This is a genomic window from Brevundimonas sp. SH203 (assembly GCF_002157625.1).
Taxonomy (GTDB): Bacteria; Pseudomonadota; Alphaproteobacteria; order Caulobacterales; family Caulobacteraceae; genus Brevundimonas.
In genome coordinates, this window is record NZ_BDMM01000003.1 from 246,241 (window position 1) to 267,059 (window position 20,819).

The following is a 20,819-nucleotide window of genomic DNA, read 5'->3' on the forward strand; positions in this document are numbered from 1 at the left end:
GACCGCAAGCTGTCGCAAAAATATGCAAATCCGCGCGAACCTTGCAAGCAGTTAATGTCGCCGCCCCTTTCTCGCCCTCGAACGCGCGGGATTTTTGCAACTGTATCGCCCGCTGTCAGGCGGCAGGCGCGCTGAGACTTGGCGTCGCAGCAAAAACGACCCGCGTTGACAGGGCGGCCCATTGCTGCAAAATCTTGCAAACTGATCTGGAAGGCTTTGCATCGGCCAGACGTGTGGGAGCGACGAATGATCAAGACCGCCACGACACGGACCCGATGGCGCGCGGTTGCGGCCGCAACCGCCCTGATGTCGGCCGTCGCCAGCCCGGCCCTGGCCCAGACCGCCCCGACGCCCGCCGTGCTGGAGGCGTTGCGCCAGCGCCCGCCGCAGGACGAGGTGATCTATTTCCTGCTGCCCGACCGGTTCGCCAACGGCGATCCCGCCAACGACCACGGCAGCTATGCGCCCCGCCGACTGGTCAGCGGCTTCGACCCGACCAACGCGGACTTCTATCATGGCGGCGATCTGGCGGGGGTGATCCAGCGGCTGGACTATATCCAGGGCCTGGGCGCGACGGCCGTGTGGCTGGCGCCGATCTTCAGGAACAAGCCGGTCCAGACGCATGGCGACTACACCGGCGCGGCGCACCACGGCTACTGGATCACCGACTTCACCACGGTCGATCCCCATTTCGGCGACGAGGCGACGATGCGCGCCCTGGTCGATGCGGCCCATGCCCGGGGCATGAAGGTCTATCTGGACATCGTGGCCAACCACACGGCCGACGTGATCCGCTATCTCGAATGCCCCCGCAACGACTGCGCCTATCGCAGCCGCGCCGACTATCCCTATACGCGCAAGGGCGGGGTGGAGGGAGCGCCGATCAACGACGGCTTCGACGGTCGCGACTTCTCGCGCCTGACCCGGCCCGACTACGCCTACACCCCTTACGTCCCGGCGGGCGAGGAGAACGCCAAGGTCCCCGCCTGGCTGAACGACCCGATCCGCTATCATAACCGGGGCGAAAGCACCTTTTCGGGCGAAAGCAGCCTGGATGGGGACTTCGCCGGTCTGGACGACCTGCTGACCGAGGACCCGGTGGTCGTTCAGGGCATGATCGACGTCTTCGGCGGCTGGATCGACCGATACGGCATAGACGGCTATCGCATCGACACGGCCCGCCATGTGAACCCCGAATTCTGGCAGGCCTTCATCCCCGCCATGAAGGCCCGCGCCGCCGCCAAGGGCATTCCCAACTTCCACATCTTCGGCGAGGTCTATGACCCCGACCCGGCGGTCACGGCGCGGTTCACGCGGGTCGACGCCTATCCGGCCGTGCTGGACTTCCCGTTCCAGAAACAGGCGACCGATGTCGCGGCGGGAAAGGTCGGGACCGACGTCCTGGCCCGGCTGTTCGACGCCGACGCCCTCTATGCGGACGGGGCCGACACGGCCGCCATCCTGCCGACCTTCCTGGGCAATCACGACATGGGCCGGATCGGCTTCTTCGTGAAACAGGCCAACCCGAACGCCGACGACGCCGAACTGCTGGCCCGGATCACGCTGGCCCATGCGCTGATGATGTTCAGCCGGGGCGTGCCGACCCTCTATTACGGCGACGAACAGGGCTTCGTCGGCGCGGGCGGATACGGAAACGCGCGCCAGGACATGTGGCCCAGCCGCACGCCGGTCTATGCGAACGAGACGCCCGTCGGCGGGCGCCGACCGGCCTATTCGACCGAGGCCCCGCTTTACCGGGCCGTCGCGGAGATGGCGCGGCTGCGGGCCGCCGAACCGGCGCTGCGTCGCGGTCGCCAGATCGTGCGCGCCTCTGGCGACAAGCCGGGCCTGTTCGCCCTATCTCGCGTAGATGAGGCCCGCATGACCGACGACGGCGGCGAGGTGCTGGTCTTGTTCAACAGTTCGACCGCCCCCGTCAGCGCCAACGTCGAGGTGGAGCCCGGCTCGCTTCGGTGGCAGGCTCTGCGTGGCGATTGCGTCGCCCGTTCGTCGGCGCCCGCCAGCGTCGCCGTTCGCGTTCCCCCTCTCGACTACCTCGTTTGCAAGAGCGTTCCGTGACCGCCCAACCCCTCGATCTTTCCCCTGTGGACGCCGCATCGACCCCGGCCACGGCGCGCGACTGGTGGCGGGGCGCGGTTCTGTATCAGATCTATCCGCGCAGCTTCGCCGATGCGAACGACGACGGCGTGGGCGACCTGAAGGGGATCGCCGACCATCTGGATCACGTCGCCAGCCTGGGCGTGGACGGGGTGTGGCTTTCGCCCTTCTTCAAGTCGCCGATGAAGGACTTCGGCTATGACGTATCGGACTATTGCGACGTCGATCCGATCTTCGGCGACCTCGCCGACTTCGACGCCCTGGTCGCGCGCGCCCATGCCCTGGGGCTGAAGGTCGTCATCGACCAGGTGTTCTCGCATACCTCGGACGAACACCCCTGGTTCGCCGACAGCCGCGCCAGCCGCACCGGCGACCACGCCGACTGGTACGTCTGGGCCGACGCCAAGCCCGACGGCTCGCCGCCCTCGAACTGGCAGTCGGTGTTCGGCGGCCCGGCCTGGACCTGGGATGCGCGGCGCGGCCAGTATTACATGCACAACTTCCTGGCCTCCCAGCCCCAGTTGAACGTCAGGAACCCGGCGGTGCAGGACGCCCTGATCGCGGCGGCGCGGTTCTGGCTGGACCGGGGCGTGGACGGCTTCCGTCTGGATGCGATCAACTTCGCCATCCACGACCCGTCCCTGCGTGACAATCCGCCGATCGACGACGGCAAGAAGCGGACGCGGCCGTTCGACTTCCAGGACAAGATCTACAATCAGTCCCATCCCGACATCATCGGTTTCCTGAACCGCATCCGCGCCCTGACCGACAGCTATGACGCCCGGTTCACGGTGGCCGAGGTCGGTGGCGACCACGCCGACCGCGAGATGAAGGAATTCACCGCCGGGACCGACCGGCTGCATTCGGCCTACGGCTTCCTCTACCTCTACGCCGACACGCTGAAGGGCGAGCTGATCGGTCAGGGCGACCGGATGTGGCCGGACCAGCAGGGCGAGGGCTGGCCGTCCTGGACCTTCTCCAACCACGATGCGCCGCGCGCGGTGTCGCGCTGGGCCAGGGGCCGCGACGAGAAGGCGTTCTCGGAGATGGCCCTGCTGCTGCTGATGTGCCTGCGCGGCAATGTCTTCGTCTATCAGGGCGAGGAGCTGGGCCTGCCCCAGGCCGAGGTGCCGTTCGAACGGCTGGTCGATCCCGAGGCCATCGCCAACTGGCCCCAGACCCTGGGCCGCGACGGCGCCCGCACGCCGATCCCCTGGATCGCCGCGGCACCCAACGCAGGCTTCTCGACCGTGGAGCCTTGGCTGCCGGTCGATCCCCGTCACAAGGCGCTGGCGGTGGATGCGCAGGAGGCGGACCCGACCTCGATCCTGCACGCCGCGCGCCGCATCATCGCCCTGCGTCAGGCCCATCCGGCGCTGCGGATCGGCGGACTGGAGATCGAGCGCGCGGGCGACCTGGTGGTCTTCCGCCGGTTCGAGCGGGCCGAGGGCGGCGAGCGGCTGCTATGCGTGTTCAACCTGGGCTTCGAGGCCGTGGACTGGTCGCCGCCCGCCGGGGCGCGTCGGATCGCGGCGGTCAACTGGACCGAGACGGACGGGGCCGCGCTGAGGCCGCTGGCCGGTCTGATCTTCGCCGACGCCGGATGAAGGGGTCAGCCGCCGCAGGTCTCGCGAACGATCAACTCGGTCGGAACGCGCTCGGATCGGCCCGCAGCGGCGCCGCCGTGGTCCAGCAGTTTGGAGACCATCAGCCGACCGGCCTTCATGGTGTCCTGGGCGATGGTGCTGAGCGCCGGGCGCGAATAGCGGCTGAACGGCACATTGTCGAAACCGATGACCGAGACCTGGCCCGGCACGTCGACGCCGGCGTGCAGCAACGCCCTCACAGCTCCAAGCGCGATCTGGTCCGACGCCGCCACCACCCCGTCGAAGGCGACCCCGCGTCGGATCAGGGCGTCCACGGCGGCCTCGGCCGACTCGACCTCGAAATGGGCGGGCACGATCCGTTCGGCCTCCGCCTCCAGCCCGCTCTGGCTCAGGGCATCCAGATAGCCGCGATGCCGCTGCATGGCCTCGGGCGGATCGAGGTCGCCCAGGAAGACGATGCGCTTTCGCCCCAGCCGCGCCAGATGCAGGGTCGCGCGCCGTCCGCCCGAGATATTGTCCGAACCGATGGAGCAATAGTCCTGGTCCGGCAGTTCGGCGCCCCAGACGACGAACCGATGGTCGGCGTCCACCAGCCGGTTGAAGGCCGAATGCAGGCTGGACTGGCCCAGGAAGATCACCCCGTCCGCCCGGCTGGTGTTCAGCGCCGCCGACAGCTCGTCATAGTTGGCGGGCGAGATATGGCTCATCAACAGGTCGCAGCCGCGTTCGCGCGCCGCCTCGCCCACCCCGGCCAGAAGCTCCAGGAAGAAGGGATCGCTGAGACGCCCTTCCCGCCCCTGTGGGCGCGGCACGACCAGGGCGATGGTGCCCTGGGCGCCGATGGGGCCGGCCGGCATGTGGCGGCGGAACGGATAGTCATGCTCCTTGGCCAGCTTCCAGATCGTCTGTTTGGTGCGGTCGTTGACGGCGGGGCTGTCGTTCAGGGCGCGCGAGGCGGTGGCGATGGACACCCCGGCCAGGCGGGCGATGTCTTCCAGTCGGGTGGTCTTGCGGCTCAAGGTCGCGGGTCCTCACGGCAGCATGGTGAAGCTGCAAAATTTTCTGCAAATATTTCAGCCACCGTTCGCGGCGGTTGGCAAGAGGCGGCGTAACGGAGTTCCCATGATGCAGCGCAGATCCTTCCTGGCCCTCGGCGGCGTGTCGATCCTAGCGTTCGGCGCGACCGGCGTGCGCGCCCAGACCTCGCCCGCCCACGCCCGCGCCTCGTCGCCCGGCGGGGTGCTGACGATCGAGGCCTTCACCGACAACGACGGTCGGCCGATGTATTCGGTCCTGCGTCAGGGCCGGGTCGTGGTGGCGCCGTCCAAGCTGGGCTTCCTCTTGACCGACGCCCCGGCCATCGAACGCGGCCTGGCCCTCACCGCCGGCCAGCCCGTCACGGTGGACGAGACCTGGGAGCAGCCGTGGGGCGAACGCCGCTTCATCCGCAACCACTACAACGAATGGCGCGTCGCCTATGCCGAGACGGGCGGCCTGCAACGCCGCGTGGACGTGGTGTTCCGCCTGTATGACGACGGCCTGGGCTTCCGCTACGAATTCCCGGACCAGCCCGCGCTGAAGACCGCCCGCATCGGCTCGGAACTGACCGAGTTCAACCTGGCCGAAAACGGCGAGGCCCTGTGGTGCCCGGCCTGGGAATGGAACCGCGAGGAATACCTCTACAACCGCACCCCCATCGACGCGGTCGGCAGCGCCCAGACCCCGATGACGGTCAAGGGCCAGTCCGGCCTGCACGTCTCGATCCACGAAGCGGCCTGTATCGACTATGCGGGGATGAACCTGCGCCGATCCGAGGGAACCCGCTTCCGCGCCCAGCTGACGCCCGGCCTGACCAATGCAGCCGTGGTGCGCGACGCGCCGTTCGACACCCCGTGGCGCACGCTGCAGATCGCCGACAATGGCGCGGGCCTGATCGAATCCAGCCTGATCCTGAACCTGAACGAACCGAACAAGCTGGGCGACGTCAGCTGGTTCAAGCCGATGAAATACGTCGGCGTCTGGTGGGAGATGCACCTGGAGCTGAAGACCTGGAACTCCGGCCCCAAACACGGCGCGACGACCGAGAACGCGATCAAACACATCGACTTCGCCGCCCGGCACGGCCTGGGCGGGGTGCTGGTCGAGGGCTGGAACAAGGGCTGGGACGGCCAGTGGTTCGCCAACGGCTCGGACTTCAGCTTCACCGAGGCCTATCCCGATTTCGACATCGAGGCGGTCTGCGCCCACGCCCGGTCCAAGGGCGTGCAGCTGATCGGCCACCACGAGACGGGCGGCAACGCCTTCCACTACGAACAGCAGCTGGAACCGGCGATGGCGCTGTACGAACGGCTGGGCGTCCATTCGGTCAAGACCGGCTATGTCGCCGATGCGGGGGGGGCGCGCGTCGCCGGGCCGGACGGCCGGATGGTCATGGCCTGGCATGAAAGCCAGCCGATGGCCCGGCACCATATGCGGGTGATCGAGGCGGGCGCGCGCCACAAGGTCGCCGTCAACGCCCACGAGCCGTTCAAGGACACGGGCCTGCGCCGCACCTATCCCAATATGATCAGCCGCGAAGGCCAGCGCGGCATGGAATATTCGGCCTGGGGCAACCCCGGCAATCCGCCCGAGCATGAGCCGAACCTGGTCTTCACCCGTCTGCTGGCCGGGCCGATGGACTATACGCCCGGCATCTTCGGCATGGAGACGCGCAGCCCCGGCGGGGTGCAGACGACTTGGGCGAAACAGCTGGCCCTCTATGTCGTGATCTACAGCCCGATCCAGATGGCGGCGGACCTGCTGGTCAATTACGAGGCCAACCCCGGCCCGTTCCAGTTCATCAAGGACGTGCCCTGCGACTGGGCCGAGACCCGCGTTCTGGCCGCCGAAATGGGCGACTATGTCGTCATCGCGCGCAAGGACCGCGCCTCCGACGTCTGGGCCCTGGGCGCCGTCACCGACGAGCATCCGCGTGTCCTGACCGCCCCGCTCGACTTCCTGGACGCCGGCCGACGCTACCGCGCCGAAATCTATCGCGACGGCCCGGACGCCGACTATCGCGGCAAACGCGAGGACATCGTGATCGAGCAGCGCGAGGTGACGTCCGGCGACGTCCTGACGCTGGCCCTGGCCCCCGGCGGCGGCCAGGCGATCCGGTTCGTGCCGGTAGGAAGGGCGCGGAGGGGATGATGACTACTCAGCCGTATTCCCAGTCGTCGAAGTCACAGCGAAATGCGTCGTCGAATTCTCTCACGAATAGCACCCCCCTTTCGTCATCCTCGGGCTTGACCCGAGGACCGGGCGCCGATCGGGCGTTGCGTCGCCCGTTCGCACGAGCCGTTGACTGTCCGATCCTCGGGTCAAGCCCGAGGATGACGGGTCGAGGGAGGATCGCTTGACCCTGCTCGCCCACCGCCCGCGCCTGTCCGGTCTGGCGATCTGGAACATGTGCGTCGGCTTCTTCGGCATCCAGATCGGCTTCGGCCTGCAGAACGCCAACACCAGCCGCATCTTCCAGACCCTGGGGGCCGAGGTCGATACGCTGGCCATCCTGTGGATCGCCGCGCCGCTGACGGGCCTGCTGGTCCAGCCGATCATCGGCCATTTCAGCGACAGGACCTGGACCCGGTTCGGGCGTCGGCGGCCCTATTTCCTGATCGGGGCCATCGCCACCACCCTGGCGCTGATCGCCATGCCCAACAGCCCCGGCCTGTGGTTCGCCGCCGCCATGCTGTGGATCATGGACGCCTCGATCAACATCACCATGGAGCCGTTCCGCGCCTTCGTCGGCGACAATCTGCCCGAGGAGCAGCGCACCACAGGTTATGCGATGCAGAGCTTCTTCATCGGCGCGGGCGCGGTCTTCGCCTCCACCCTGCCGTGGATTCTGTCCAACGTCTTTCACGTCGCAGCGACCGCTCCGGCCGGGGTCGTGCCCCTGTCGGTCAAGATCGCCTTCTACGTCGGCGCCGCCGGTCTGTTCTCGGCCGTGCTGTGGACCGTGCTGTCGACGAAGGAATACAGTCCCGAACAGATCGCCGCCTTCGAACGCGCCCGCGCCCCGGTCGCCGACGACGACGCGCCCGAGGCCCCGGCCCGGTCGGTGCGGGGCTGGCTGGGTTCGGGCCTGATCTGTCTGGTGCTGGGGATGCTGGCGCTGGGTCTGATCGCGGCCTTACGTCTTGAGAAGGAACTGCTGATCCTGGGCGGCTTCCTCGCCGGGTTCGGCCTCTTGCAGATCGCGGTCGGCATGATGCAGCGCCGGGGCATGGTCAACGCCGCGACCGAAATCCTGAACGACATCTTCCGCATGCCCGAGACGATGCGTGGCCTGGCGGTGGTTCAGTTCTTCAGCTGGTTCGCCCTGTTCGCCATGTGGATCTACACCACCGCCGCCGTGACCCGCGTCCATTACGGCGCGACCGACGCCGCATCGGCCGCCTATGCGACCGGCGCGGACTGGGTGGGGGTGCTGTTCGGCGTCTATAACGGGGTCGCGGCCCTGGCGGCCTTCACCCTGCCGGTCATCGCCAGACGGATCGGGCGAAAGGCGACCCATGCGCTGATGCTGCTGCTGGGCGCAGCGGGTCTGTTCGGCGTCTTCGCCATTCGCGAGCCGGGCCTGTTGTGGCTGCCGATGATCGGCGTCGGCTTCGCCTGGGCGTCGATCGTCTCCATGCCCTACGCCATCCTGTCGGCGGCGGTGCCGGATCGGAAAATGGGCGTCTATATGGGGGTGTTCAACATCTTCATCGTGGTGCCGCAACTGCTGGCCGCCACCGTTCTGGGCCTGATCCTGAAGACCCTGTTCGACGGCCAGGCGATCTGGGCCCTGGTGCTGGGCGCAGGCTCCTTCGTGCTGGCGGCGGCCAGCGCCCTGCTGATCAAGGAGCATCGCGCATGAACCGGCGCAGCCTGCTGACCCTGATGGCCGCCCTGCCCTTCGCCGGCGCGGCCGAGGCCGAAGGCGCCGTCGCGGGCGGCCGTCTGATCGTCCATGAAGCCATGACCTCGGCCCATGTGAAGCCGCGCAACGTCTCGGTCTGGCTGCCGCCGGAGTACGAGGCGTCCGACGCCCGCCACCCCGTCCTCTATATGCACGACGGCCAGAACCTGTTCGATGCGGCCACGGCCAACTTCGGCGAATGGGGCGTGGACGAGCATCTGACGCGGCTGATCGCGGGCGGTCAGGTGCGCGCGCCCATCGTCGTCGGCGTCTGGAACACCGACCTGCGCCTGAGGGAATATGTCCCCGCCGACCTGATCGCCGCCCTGCCCGCCGACATGCGCGACGAGGTTCAGGCCATATACGGCGGGCCGTCGCTGTCCGACGGCTATCTGCGGTTCCTGGTCGAGGAACTGAAACCCTTCGTCGACGGCGCCTATCGCACCCTGACCGGGCCGCAGGACACGATGATCGCGGGCTCCAGCATGGGCGGGCTGATCTCGATGGCGGCGGTGATGAAGCGGCCCGACGTCTTTTCCGCCGCCGCCTGTCTGTCGACCCACTGGCCGCTCAAGGTCGAGGGGCTGGAGGCGGGCGCGGCGCTGGACGCCTGGCGCGAGCGACTGGTCGCGGCCTGGACCGGCGTGATCGAACGCGGCCTGCCCGCGCCGGGCGCCAACCGCTTCTATTTCGACCGGGGCGACGAGACGCTGGATCAGTTCTACGCCGCCTTCCAGACCCAGGTGGACCGGACGTTCCGCCGTCGCGGCTATGGCCCCGGCAATGTCCAGAGCCTGGTCTTCCCCGGCGCCCAGCACAACGAGTCGTCCTGGAACCAGCGTCTGGACGTGCCCCTGACCTTCCTTCTTTCCCCCGCCCCCACGCGCAACCCGTGAGGACCACAATGCGTCACTTCCGTACCTTCTGCCTCGCCGGCGCCGCCGGTCTGGCCCTCGCCTCCACGGCGGCCGCCCAGTCGGGCGTCGCCCCCGGCGCGCCCGGCGCCCCGCCCGTCTGGTCCAGCGCCGCCAAGACCGGCGCGGGCGCATCCTACGAAGCCTATGTCGACGGCCAGTATCGCGACGGCGGCCCGACCGGGGCGGTGTCCAAGGTCTGGTGCTCCATCGCCGACGGCGTCCTGACCGAAACCATGTACGGCCTGATCCACGAGGCCCAGATTAAGGCCCTGCGCTTCGCCGGCGTCACCGCCGACGGCCTGGTCGTCGAGGGGCCGGACACCACCAGCCGCACCGAATATCTGCACGTGGACGCGCAGGGCCGCCCGTTGTCGCCCGCCTATCGCATCACGACACGCGACAAGAACGGCCGCTTCCAGATCGAGAAACAGATCTTCAGCGACCCGGATCGCAACGCCCTGGTGCTGCGCGTCACCCTCACGGCGCTGAAGGGCGAGGTGACGCCCTATCTGATGCTGGAGCCGCACATCGCCAACACCGGGATCGACGACCGGGGCGCCGTGACGCGCGACGGCTTCCACGCCTGGGAGGGCGACACCCATCTGGTCCTGAAGCCCAGCCAGGCGTTCGAAAAGGCCAGCGTCGGCTTCGTCGGAACCTCCGACGGTCTGACCGATCTTCAGGACGGCAAGCTGGACTGGACCTACGCCTCGACCGGCGATCAGGCCGGCAACACCATGATGACCGGCGCCCTGCCCCGGATGCGCGAAAGCAGCCAGATCACGCGCGACTTCGTCATCGGCTTCGGCCACAGCGAGGCCGAGGCCCGCGCGGCGGCGGACGGGTCGTTCGCCACGGGCCTGGACGAGGTGCTGGCCCGCTTCAACGGCGAGGGCGACCGCGTGGGGTGGGAGGATTACATCGCCTCGCTGACCGAACTGCCGCGCATCGCCGAACAGGCGACCGACGGCGGCAAGCTGGCCTACGCCTCGGCCCTGATGCTGAAGGTGCAGGAGGATCGCACCCACGCCGGCGCCCTGATCGCCAGCCTGTCGAACCCGTGGGGCGACACGGTGGACGCCTCCAAGTCCTCGACCGGCTACAAGGCCGTCTGGCCGCGCGACTTCTATCAGGTGGCGATGGCCCTGGCGGCGCTGGGCGACAGGCAGACGCCGCTGGCGGCCTTCAACTATCTGCCCCAGGTGCAGGTGGGGCCGAACACGCCCGGCAACACCGGCGTCGGCGGCTGGTTCCTGCAGAAGACCCATGTGGACGGCGAACTGGAATGGGTCGCGGTCCAGTTGGACCAGACGGCCATGCCGATCATGCTGGGCTATCGCCTGTGGAAGATGGGCTGGCTGTCCGACGCCCAGATGACCGAACACTATCGCTCCATGCTGAAGCCGGCGGCCGACTTCCTGGTCGACGGCGGCAAGGTCGGCCTGCTGTGGAACGACGCCGAGATCAAGCCGCCCTTCACCCAGCAGGAACGCTGGGAGGAGCAGCAGGGCTATTCACCGTCATCGACCGCCGCCGTGGTCGCGGGCCTGACGGTCGCGGCCGAAATGGCGCGCGCATCCGGCGACGCCGCGAACGCCGCCCGCTATCAGGCCGCCGCCGACGATTACGCCGGCAAGATCGAGGCGCGGATGTTCACCACCAACGGCGACTTCGGCGACGGACGCTACTTCATCCGCATCACCCGGAACCAGAACCCCAACGACAAGGCCCCGATCGGCGCCGCCAACGGTCAGGTCGCCCCGCCGGAAGACAAGGTGGTGGACGGCGGCTTCCTGGAGCTGGTGCGCTATGGCGTTCGCAAGGCCGACGATCCGCACATCGTCGCCACCCTGCCCGTCTATGACGACCAGGCGCTGGAGCCGCTGTACCGCGTCCGCTACGACTTCGGACCCGAGGGCGACAAGACGCCGGGCTGGCGGCGTTACGGCGTCGACGGCTATGGCGAGGATCATGTCACGGGCGCCAACTACGGCGTGGGCGGCCAGATGAGCCCCGGTCAGCGCGGGCGGGTCTGGCCCTTTTTCACCGGCGAACGCGGTCACTATGAACTGGCGCGCGCCGGCGTGAACGGCGCGCCCTCGGCCGCCGACATCGCCGCCATCCGCCAGACCTATGTGCGCGGCATGGAACGGTTCGCCAACGACGGCCTGATGCTGGCCGAACAGGTCTGGGACGGGGTCGGCAATCCGACGGCGAAAGACTACGCCCTGGGTCAGAACACGGACTCGGCGACGCCCCTCGCTTGGACCCATGCGGAATATCTGAAGCTGCTGCGGTCGCTGGCCGACGGCAAGGTCTGGGACAGCTACGATCCGGTCCACGACCGTTACGCGCGATAAGAAAAAGGCCCCGGGGATCGCTCCCCGGGGCCTTCCTGCTTCTGGTTGCAGCGTGGATCAGAAGGTCAGCTTCAACCCGCCCACGATGCGGTCGTCGGCGGCAGGCGTGCCTTTGACGTTGGTGTCGTAGTAGCGGACATCCAGGCCCAGCTTGTCGGTCAGGGCGTAGCCGACGCCCAGGTTCCAGGTGTTGTAGTCCTTGCCAACGTCCAGCCACTGGCGGCCCACGGCGCCCGAGACGGTCCATTTCGGAGCCGGGGCGAAGGCGCCGTTGAGTTCGGCATAGGTCGCCTCCTTGTCCGCGCCGTAGAAGTCCGGCGAGTAATAGACGGCGGCGCCGAGAGTGGCGGGGCCCACGGCGCGCGAGGCGGCGGCCTTGAACTCGGCGTAGTTATAGTCGGCGCCCTTCGGCTCGCCGGCATACAGATAGCCGATGACGCCGAAGTCCCAGGCGAAGCCCGCCGCCTCGGTGCGATAGCCGCCATAGACATCGACTTCCGCATCGGTCTTGTCGCCGAAATCGACGTTCGAGGCCCAGGCCCCGGCGTAGAACTTGCCCGAGGTCAGATCGACGCCGCCCTGAATGGCCGGGTCCTCGCCCGTCTGGCTGAAGCCGCGGAAGATGTAGTCGCTGACGACGCCCACATTCCAGGCGACCTTGACGTCGCTCTGGGCCAAGGCCGGGCTGGACAGGCCGATCAGGGCCGTGGCGACGGTCGCGGCGGCGGCCGCACGAAACAGGTTCTTGCTCATAGTCTTATCCCCTTTTGTTGTCTTGGATGGTCGAACCGGCGGTGATGGCCGGGCGCGGGGATGGAGCCGCGCCCGGCCGCCGGGATCAGGATTCCAGCGCTTCGCCGTGCAGCGACGTGTCCAGGCCGGCCGCCTCTTCCGCCTCGCTGACCCGCAGTCCGGTGGTGAACTTGCAGATGAACAGGATGATCAGTGTGCCGACGGCGCTGTAAACGATGGTCCACAGCAGACCCAGAGCCTGGGCGCCGACATTGGCGCCGGCCGAAAGGCCGTTGATCGCGGTGGTGGCGAAGACGCCGGTCAGCAGGGCGCCGATCAGGCCGCCCGCGCCGTGGATGCCGAAGGCGTCCAGGCTGTCGTCGTAACGCAGCAGCTTCTTGATCCACACCGACGAGGCGTAGCAGGCCGGGCCGGCGATCAGGCCGATGATGACCGCGCCCTTGGGATCGACGAAACCGGCCGCCGGGGTGATGGCGACCAGACCGGCGACCACGCCCGACAGCATGCCGATCAGCGAGACCTTCTTCTTCTCGATATATTCGACGATCTTCCAGGTCAGGGCGGCGGCGGCGGCGGCCAGCAGGGTGTTCAGCAGCGCCACGCCCATCAGGTCGTTGGCGGCGCCCGCCGAGCCGGCGTTGAAGCCGATCCAGCCGACCAGCAGCAGCGAGGCGCCGATCATGGTCAGGACGGGGTTGTGGGCGGTGATGGCCTCTGTGCCGTAACCCTTGCGGCGACCCAGGAAGATGGCGCAGACCAGACCCGCGACGCCCGAGTTGACGTGAACGACCGCGCCACCCGCGAAGTCCAGCACGCCCGCCGAACCCAGGAAACCGCCGCCCCAGACCCAGTGGCAGATCGGCGCATAGACCAAGAGCGACCACAGGGCGGTGAACAGCAGAAGCGCGGAATATTTGAACCGCTCGGCGAAGGCGCCGGTGATCAGCGCCGGGGTGATGATGGCGAAGGTCATCTGGAAGGAGATGAACAGGAACTCGGGAATGCCCGGCAGCAGGGCGTTGGCGGTCTTCAGCGACACGCCGTTCAGGAACAGCATGTCCAGGCTGCCGACGAAGGGCTGAAGGCCTGAGCTCTCGTTCTTGCCGAAGGCCAGGCTGTAGCCGGCGATGAACCATACCAGCGACACCACCGCGAACACGCCGACGGACTGGGTGATGGTGGCGATGACGTTCTTCTTGCGCACCATGCCGCCATAGAACAGCGCCAGACCGGGGAGGGTCATCAGCAGAACAAGGGCGGTCGAGGTGCCGAGCCAGGATGCGCCGGCGCTATCCAGCACCAGGGCGGCCTGATGGCCCAGAAGGGCCGGCGCATCGGTCTGCGCCTGGGCGGCGCCGGCGCCGACAAGACAGAGTGTGGGAAGGACGAGGCCTGCGGCCCCGATAAGCCGTTTTCCGATCTGCGACATGAAATAGTACCCCCTATGCAATCTCGCAGTTGCGAAGGTTTTACCGCAATTGCGTGATGCGCAAGAGGTCACGTCGCGAACAGCGCAACTTTCTTGCAACGGTCAGGGCACAAAAAGTTAAAGGCGCACGATCCTTCGATCATGCGCCAGAAACATGATTTCAGATTGCCGTTACAGCCCAGGTTCGCGAAACGATTTTCGCGGGCTGTCGAGCGATTTCAGGCCCAGTGCATCTGCACCCGGTGCGCCGCCGCCCAGTGGATGGCGCGGATGGCGTCGATGACGGCCTCGGTGGCGGCGCGCGTGCCCAGTTCGCCGCCCAGATCGGCGGTCACGGCGCCGGCGGCCAGAACGGCGGCGACGGCGGCCTCGATCGAATCCGCCTCGTCCTCCATCTTCAGACTGTGGCGCAGCAGCAGGGCCGCCGACAGGATGGCTCCCACCGGATTGGCCAGGTCCTGACCGGCGATGTCCGGCGCCGAGCCGTGGATCGGCTCGAACAGGCCCGGCCCCTGGGTGCCCAGGGACGCCGACGGCAGCAGGCCGATGGAGCCGCCCAGCACCGAAATCTCGTCCGACAGGATGTCGCCGAACATATTTTCGGTCAGGATGACGTCATAGTCGCGCGGCTTGCGGATCAGGTGCATGGCCATGGAATCGACCAAGGCATGCTCCAGCTTGATCTCTGGGAACTCCTCGGCGTGAATGCGGGTCACGACCTCGCGCCACAGGCGGCTGGTCTCCATGACGTTGGCCTTGTCGACCGACGTGACCTTGCCGCGACGCTGGCGCGCGGTCTGGAAGGCGGCGCGGGCGACGCGCTCGATCTCCACCACCGTATATTCGCACAGGTCGGTGGCGCCCTTCTCGTCGCGGGTCTTCTTGCCGAAATAGACACCGCCGGTCAGTTCGCGGAAGACGATCAGATCGACGCCCTCGACGATCTCCTTCTTCAGTGGCGAGCGGTGCGCCATGACGGGCGAGACCTGCAGCGGGCGCAGATTGGCGAACAGGCCCATGACCTTGCGGATGGCCAGCAGCCCCTGTTCGGGCCGCACCTTGCCGCCGTCCCACTTGGGTCCGCCGACCGCGCCCAACAGAACCGCATCGGCCTCGATACAGGCCGTGCTGGTCGCCTCGGGCAGGGCCTCGCCGGTCGCATCGATGGCCGCGCCGCCGATCAGATGTTCGGTAAAGGCGAAGTGGTGGCCGTAGAAGTCGGCGATGACGGACAGCACCTGACGCGCGGCGCCCGCCACCTCGGGTCCGACGCCGTCGCCCGGCAGGACGACGATATTATAGGTCTTGGGGGCGGCGGTGGTCATCGGACAGTCTCTCTCGATCGCTCGTAGGCTTCGATCTCAGGCAGGTTTGATTGCAGCCAGCCCAGGGTGTCCACCCCGTCCAGCAGGCATTGGCGGGCGAAGGATTCGACCCCGAACGGCACGGGCTGGGCATTGCCGCGCCGAATCTCGTTCGCCTGAAGGTCGATCGTGACCGGTTGATCCGGCTGTGACGCCAGATCGTCCCAAACGGCCTGGCTGACGACGATGGGCAGAAGGCCGTTTTTCAGCGCGTTCGATGTAAAAATGTCAGCAATCTCGGTCGAGATCACAGCCCGGAAGCCATAGTCGTAAAGCGCCCAGGGCGCGTGTTCGCGCGACGAACCGCAGGCGAAGTTCCGTCCCGCCAGCAGGATGCGATGCTGCGTCGGGTCGATGCGGTTCAGGATCGCCTCGGGCTTCTCCGACCCGTCCGCCTCGTAACGCCAGTCATGGAAGGCGGCCTTGCCCAGCCCCTCGCGCGTGGTGGTGGTCAGGAAGCGCGCCGGAATGATCTGGTCCGTGTCGATATTGGCCTGGCTGAGCGTGACCGTCCTGGAGGTCAGGGTGATGAAGGGCTCAGACATGAAAAACTCCGCTCATCCCCGCGAAAGCGGGGACCCAGTTCTGTGGGCGAACGGCCTTTCCTGTCAGGCTTTGGCGGAGATCCCGCGCATGGTGCTGCGCGAAAGCACTGGGTCCCCGCTTTCGCGGGGATGAGCGGAAGGGAATGGCGTTACGCATTCATCGCCTCGCTCAAAAACACCCGCGGGTCGGTCAGCACGCCCGCCACCGCCGTCGCCGCCGCCGTGGCGGGACTGGCCAGAATGGTGCGGGCGTCCTTGCCCTGACGCCCTTCGAAGTTGCGGTTGGAGGTCGAGACCGCCAGCTGCCCCGGCGCGACCACATCGCCGTTCATGGCGATGCACATCGAACAGCCCGGAATGCGCCATTCGGCCCCGGCGGCGATGAAGACCTGGTCCAGGCCCTCGGCCTCGGCGTCGCGGCGCACCGCCTCCGATCCCGGCACCACCAGCATCCGCAGGCCGGGCTTGACCTTGCGGCCGCGCAGCACCTCGGCGGCGGCGCGCAGGTCAGGCAGGCGACCGTTGGTGCAGGAGCCGATGAAGACCACGTTCACCGGCTGGCTGGTCGTCGCCTCGCCGGCGGTGAAGCCCATATAGGCGATGGCCTTGCGGTCCGACTCCGATTGGGGCTGCGGCACGGGCGATCCGACGGGGGCGCCCGCGTCCGGCGTCGTGCCCCAGGTCGCCATCGGACGAATCGCCGCGCCGTCCAGCACGACCTCCTTGTCGAACACCGCGCCGGGATCGGTGGCCAGTTTCAGCCACTCGGCCGACGCCGCCTCGTAATCCGCCGGAACGTGTTTGCGTCCGCGCAGCCAGTCGAGGGTCGTCTGGTCGGGCGCGATCATGCCCGCCCGCGCGCCCGCCTCGATGGACATGTTGCACAGGGTCATCCGCCCCTCCATGTCCAGCGACCGCACCGCCTCGCCGGCGTATTCGATGACATAGCCGGTGCCGCCGCCGAAGCCGATGGCGGCGATGACGGCCAAGGCGACATCCTTCCCCGACACGCCGGGCTGCAGTTCGCCGTCCACCGTCACCCGCATGGCCTTGGCCTTGCGTTGCAACAGGCACTGGGTCGCCAGCACATGGCCGACCTCGGAGGTGCCGATGCCGAAGGCCAGGGCGCCGAACGCCCCGTGGGTCGCCGTATGGCTGTCGCCGCAGACCACCGTCATGCCCGGCTGGGTCAGGCCCAACTCCGGCCCCATGACATGGACCACGCCGCGATCCTCGGAGCCCCAGCCCGCCAGCGGCACGCCATGGGCGGCGCAGTTGCGTTCCAGCGTATGCACCTGGGCCTCGGCCTGGGCGGTGACATAGGGCTTCAGGCCGTTCGCCCCGGCCGGCAGGGTCGGGGTCGAATGGTCCAGTGTGGCGTAGGTGCGGTCGGGACGGCGGACCTTCAGGCCACGCGCCTCGATCTCGCTGAAGGCCTGTGGGCTGGTGACTTCGTGGACCAGATGCAGGTCGATATACAGCACCCCCGGCGTGTCGGCCGTTTCCGGGCGCACGACGTGGGCGTCCCACACCTTGTCGAACAGGGTCTTGGACTCAGGCATATTGGGCGACGACCTCGGAGACGCCATCGACCTGGTCGATGATGGCGATCAGTTCTGCATCGTTGATCTCGCCGATCTGGTCGGCCCGACGCTTGAAGCCGGCGACCACCCCGGCCAGACGCTCGCCTTCGATGGGACGGCCGATGGTCTCGGCGCGCTTGGCGATGGCGTGACGGCCGGAATGTTTGCCCAGCACGAACCAGCTGCCCTCGAATCCCACGTCCTGGGGCCGCATGATCTCATAGGTGCGGCTGTCGGCCAGCATCCCGTGCTGGTGGATGCCCGCCTCGTGGGCGAAGGCGTTGATGCCGACCACCGACTTGTTGCGGGCGATGACCGTCTCGGTGATCTCGCACAGGATCTTGGAGGCGCGCACCAGGTGGCGGCTGTCGGCGCCGGTCGTGACGCCATACAGGTCCTCGCGGACCTTCAGGGCCATGATGACCTCTTCGATCGAGCAGTTGCCGGCCCGTTCGCCGACCCCGTTGATCGCGCCCTCGACCTGACGGGCGCCGCCCTCGATGGCGGCCAGGGAGTTGGCGACGGCCATGCCCAGGTCGTCGTGACAGTGGGCCGAAAAGATAACATTCGGATGACGCTGCTTGATCCGCGCGGCCAGGGCGGCGAACCGCTCGCGTACCTCGTGCGGCGTGGCGTAGCCCACGGTGTCGGGCACGTTCAGGGTGCGGGCGCCGGCGGCGGCGGCGGCCTCCATCACGTCGGCCAGGAACTCCGGCTCGGTGCGGAAGGCGTCCTCGGCCGAGAACTCCACGTCGTCGAACAGGCTGCGCGCATATTCGACCGACCGCACGGCCGTCGACAGCACCTCGTCGGCGGACATCTTCAGCTTGGCGGCCCGGTGGATCGGGCTGGTTCCGATGAAGACGTGGCAGCGACGATGTGACCGGGGCGCCGGCGACAGGGCGCGGAAGCTGGCGTCGATGTCCTTTTCGTTGGAGCGCGACAGCGAACAGAAGATCGGTCCCTCGACCTCGCCTGCCACCCGCCGGATGCAATCCTCGTCGCCCGGCGAGGCGGCGGCGAAACCGGCCTCGATAACGTCGACGCCCAGGTCCTTCAGGACCTGGGCCATCTTCACCTTGGCTTGGGCGGACATCGAGAAGCCCGGCGCCTGCTCTCCGTCCCGCAACGTCGTATCGAAGACGATGACGCGGTGGGGATCGGCCGCGATCGCCTCGGTGCGCGACACGCCCGATACTCGGGGGTCTTCGGGAGGTTTCATCACGCGGCCTCGGATTGAATCATATCGTTGCCGATACGGCGAACGCCGAACAGCCGGTCGATCTGGCGGCCCAGATTGTCCTTGCAGCGGCCGGCGTCGCGGCCGCGCACGGTCAGGGCGATGCGGCGGAAGGCGCCTTCATCGAACATGCTCATGCCGTCGATGTGGAAGCCCCGGCGCTCCACCAGGCCGATGAGACGCTGAAGCGAACCGTCCGCACGGTCGATCTGGATGTGGATCGTGTCGCTCATCTCAGGAGCCCTCCATCATTTCAGCGTTGTTCTTGCCCGGCGGAACCAGCGGCCAGACATTGTCTCGGGGATCGATGACTACATGGGCCAGGCAGGGGCCGTCGGCGGCCAGCAGGCGCTGGATGCCGTCCGACACCTGATCGCGGCGATCGATGCGGAAGGCCTCGACGCCGAAGGCTTCGGCGACCTTCACGAAGTCCGGGTTGTCGGACAGGTCGATCTCGGAATAGTTCTCGGCGAAGAACAGCTCCTGCCACTGGCGCACCAGGCCCAGCGATGAGTTGTCGATCAGCACGATCTTGAGCGGAATGCCGTAACGCTTCAGCGTCGCCAGCTCCTGGATGTTCATCATGAAGCCGCCGTCGCCGGCGATGGTCACGACCGTCGCGGACGGATCGGCCAGCTTGGCGCCGATGCCGGCGGGCAGGCCGAAGCCCATGGCTCCCAGGCCGCCCGAGGTGATGTGCGCCTCGGGCTTGGCGAAGCGGCAGTGCATGGCCGCCCACATCTGATGCTGGCCCACGTCGCAGGCGGCGACGAAATCATCGCCCGCCGCTTCCGAGATTTCCTTCAGCAGGGCGGGCGCATAGACGCCCTCGCCCGGCGCGTCATAGCGATGCGCGCCGTCCCTCGCCGAGCGGATGCAATCGCCGGCCCAGTCCTGGATGTCCAGGGCCGCGCCCGCGCGCATCCGCTGGGTCAGGGCCTCGACCCCTTCGCGCAGTTCGCCGACCACGGCGACATTGGCGCTGCGCAGCTTGCCGACTTCCGAGGCGTCGATGTCGAAATGGACGATGCGGGCGTTCGGCGCGAACTCGGCCAGCTTGCCGGTGGCGCGGTCGTCGAACCGGGCGCCGACGACGATCAGCAGGTCGCTGTCCTGAACCGCGTGGTTGGCCGCGCGGGTGCCGTGCATGCCCAGCATGCCCAGCATGCTGGGCGCGTCGGTCGGGATGGTGCCCAGGGCGTTCAGGGTCGAGACCTGCGGGATGCCGGTCGCATCGACAAAGGCGCGCACGGCGTCGGTCGCGCCGCCGATCTTCACGCCGCCGCCGATATAGACCAGCGGCTTCTTCGCGGCCCGGATCGCGGCCTCTGCGGCGGCGATGGCGTCGTGATCGACGCGCGGGGCGTCGTTGGGAATGGAAAAGCCGTGGTCGTCGGCAGTCGTCTCGAACTGCACATCCTTGGGCAGATCGACCAGAACCGGCCCCGGCCGACCCGACCGGGCGATGTGGAAGGCTTCCTCGATGGCGGCCGGAACCTCGGCGGCCGAACGGACCAGGATGGAGTGTTTCACGATGGGCAGGGTGACGCCCAGGATGTCGATCTCCTGGAAGGCGTCCGTCCCCATCAACCCTTGGGCGACATTGCCGGTGATGCAGACCATCGGCACCGAATCCATCATCGCATTGGCGATGCCGGTGATCAGGTTCGTGGCGCCCGGACCGGAGGTGGCCATGCACACCCCGACCTTGCCGCTTTTGCGGGCATAGGCGTCGGCCGAGAAGGCCGCGCCCTGCTCGTGGCGGACCAGGATGTGCTTCAGCTTCGACCCGGCCAGGGCGTCATAGACCGGCATGATGGCGCCGCCCGGATAACCGAACACCACCTCCACCCCCAGCCGCTCCAGGGTGGAGACCAGCAGGCGCGCCCCCGATCGGGGAGCGGCCTCGGCTGAGGGTTTGAAGGCGGCGGCGGTCATCACGGTCATCCGGTCTTTCG

The 20,819-nt window shown here is 67.8% G+C and carries 15 protein-coding genes; 6 read left to right on the forward strand and 9 right to left on the reverse strand.

Annotated features, from left to right (window positions below):
- Positions 1–246: 246 nt before the first annotated feature.
- Together SH203_RS08125 and SH203_RS08130 are read left to right on the forward strand one after the other, a co-directional pair.
- Complete coding sequence (locus SH203_RS08125) at positions 247–2,079, forward strand: alpha-amylase family glycosyl hydrolase (RefSeq protein WP_087120373.1); 1,833 nt, start codon at positions 247–249, stop codon at positions 2,077–2,079.
- A gap of 26 nt (positions 2,080–2,105) precedes the next feature.
- Positions 2,106–3,725: an alpha-amylase family glycosyl hydrolase gene (locus tag SH203_RS08130; protein ID WP_087120374.1), complete on the forward strand. Its 1,620-nt coding sequence runs from the start codon at positions 2,106–2,108 to the stop codon at positions 3,723–3,725.
- Positions 3,726–3,730: 5 nt separating this feature from the next.
- Here SH203_RS08130 and SH203_RS08135 read toward each other — a convergent pair whose 3' ends face one another.
- Positions 3,731–4,744 (reverse strand): LacI family DNA-binding transcriptional regulator, encoded by a 1,014-nt coding sequence (locus SH203_RS08135; protein WP_087120375.1) that lies wholly within the window; start codon positions 4,742–4,744, stop codon positions 3,731–3,733.
- A gap of 103 nt (positions 4,745–4,847) precedes the next feature.
- Here SH203_RS08135 and SH203_RS08140 point away from each other — a divergent pair, with 103 nt between their 5' ends.
- The 4 genes from SH203_RS08140 (at position 4,848) to SH203_RS08155 (ending at position 11,947) form a co-directional block, all read left to right on the forward strand.
- A complete protein-coding gene (locus SH203_RS08140; protein ID WP_087120376.1) occupies positions 4,848–6,914 on the forward strand; it encodes a glycoside hydrolase family 97 protein in 2,067 nt (688 codons plus the stop codon).
- 256 nt (positions 6,915–7,170) lie between these two features.
- Positions 7,171–8,628, forward strand: a complete 1,458-nt coding sequence (locus tag SH203_RS08145) for an MFS transporter (RefSeq protein ID WP_200808879.1) — start codon at positions 7,171–7,173, stop codon at positions 8,626–8,628.
- Complete coding sequence (locus SH203_RS08150; protein WP_087120378.1) at positions 8,625–9,566, forward strand: alpha/beta hydrolase; 942 nt, start codon at positions 8,625–8,627, stop codon at positions 9,564–9,566. Before SH203_RS08145 ends, SH203_RS08150 begins: the two co-directional genes overlap by 4 nt.
- An 8-nt stretch (positions 9,567–9,574) precedes the next feature.
- Positions 9,575–11,947, forward strand: a complete 2,373-nt coding sequence (locus tag SH203_RS08155) for a glucan 1,4-alpha-glucosidase (RefSeq protein ID WP_087120379.1) — start codon at positions 9,575–9,577, stop codon at positions 11,945–11,947.
- Positions 11,948–12,004: 57 nt separating this feature from the next.
- Here SH203_RS08155 and SH203_RS08160 read toward each other — a convergent pair whose 3' ends face one another.
- The 8 genes from SH203_RS08160 to ilvG all read right to left on the reverse strand — a co-directional run bounded on the left by SH203_RS08160 (position 12,005) and on the right by ilvG (position 20,808).
- Positions 12,005–12,700 (reverse strand): TorF family putative porin, encoded by a 696-nt coding sequence (locus SH203_RS08160; protein WP_087120380.1) that lies wholly within the window; start codon positions 12,698–12,700, stop codon positions 12,005–12,007.
- 85 nt (positions 12,701–12,785) lie between these two features.
- Positions 12,786–14,129, reverse strand: a complete 1,344-nt coding sequence (locus SH203_RS08165) for an ammonium transporter (RefSeq protein WP_087120381.1) — start codon at positions 14,127–14,129, stop codon at positions 12,786–12,788.
- A 218-nt stretch (positions 14,130–14,347) separates the two neighbouring features.
- Positions 14,348–15,454: a 3-isopropylmalate dehydrogenase gene (leuB, locus tag SH203_RS08170; protein ID WP_087120382.1), complete on the reverse strand. Its 1,107-nt coding sequence runs from the start codon at positions 15,452–15,454 to the stop codon at positions 14,348–14,350.
- Complete coding sequence (leuD, locus tag SH203_RS08175; RefSeq protein WP_087120383.1) at positions 15,451–16,038, reverse strand: 3-isopropylmalate dehydratase small subunit; 588 nt, start codon at positions 16,036–16,038, stop codon at positions 15,451–15,453. Before leuD ends, leuB begins: the two co-directional genes overlap by 4 nt.
- Positions 16,039–16,187: 149 nt before the next feature.
- Positions 16,188–17,600, reverse strand: a complete 1,413-nt coding sequence (gene leuC, locus SH203_RS08180) for a 3-isopropylmalate dehydratase large subunit (RefSeq protein WP_087120384.1) — start codon at positions 17,598–17,600, stop codon at positions 16,188–16,190.
- Entirely contained in the window at positions 17,593–18,843 is a 1,251-nt protein-coding gene (locus SH203_RS08185) for a 2-isopropylmalate synthase (protein WP_087120385.1), read from the reverse strand. The genes leuC and SH203_RS08185 overlap by 8 nt, the downstream gene beginning before the upstream one ends.
- On the reverse strand, positions 18,843–19,094 hold the full coding sequence (locus SH203_RS08190) for an ACT domain-containing protein (protein ID WP_087120386.1): 252 nt from the start codon (positions 19,092–19,094) through the stop codon (positions 18,843–18,845). Before SH203_RS08190 ends, SH203_RS08185 begins: the two co-directional genes overlap by 1 nt.
- 1 nt (position 19,095) lies before the next feature.
- Positions 19,096–20,808 (reverse strand): acetolactate synthase 2 catalytic subunit, encoded by a 1,713-nt coding sequence (gene ilvG, locus SH203_RS08195; protein WP_087120387.1) that lies wholly within the window; start codon positions 20,806–20,808, stop codon positions 19,096–19,098.
- Positions 20,809–20,819: the final 11 nt, after the last annotated feature.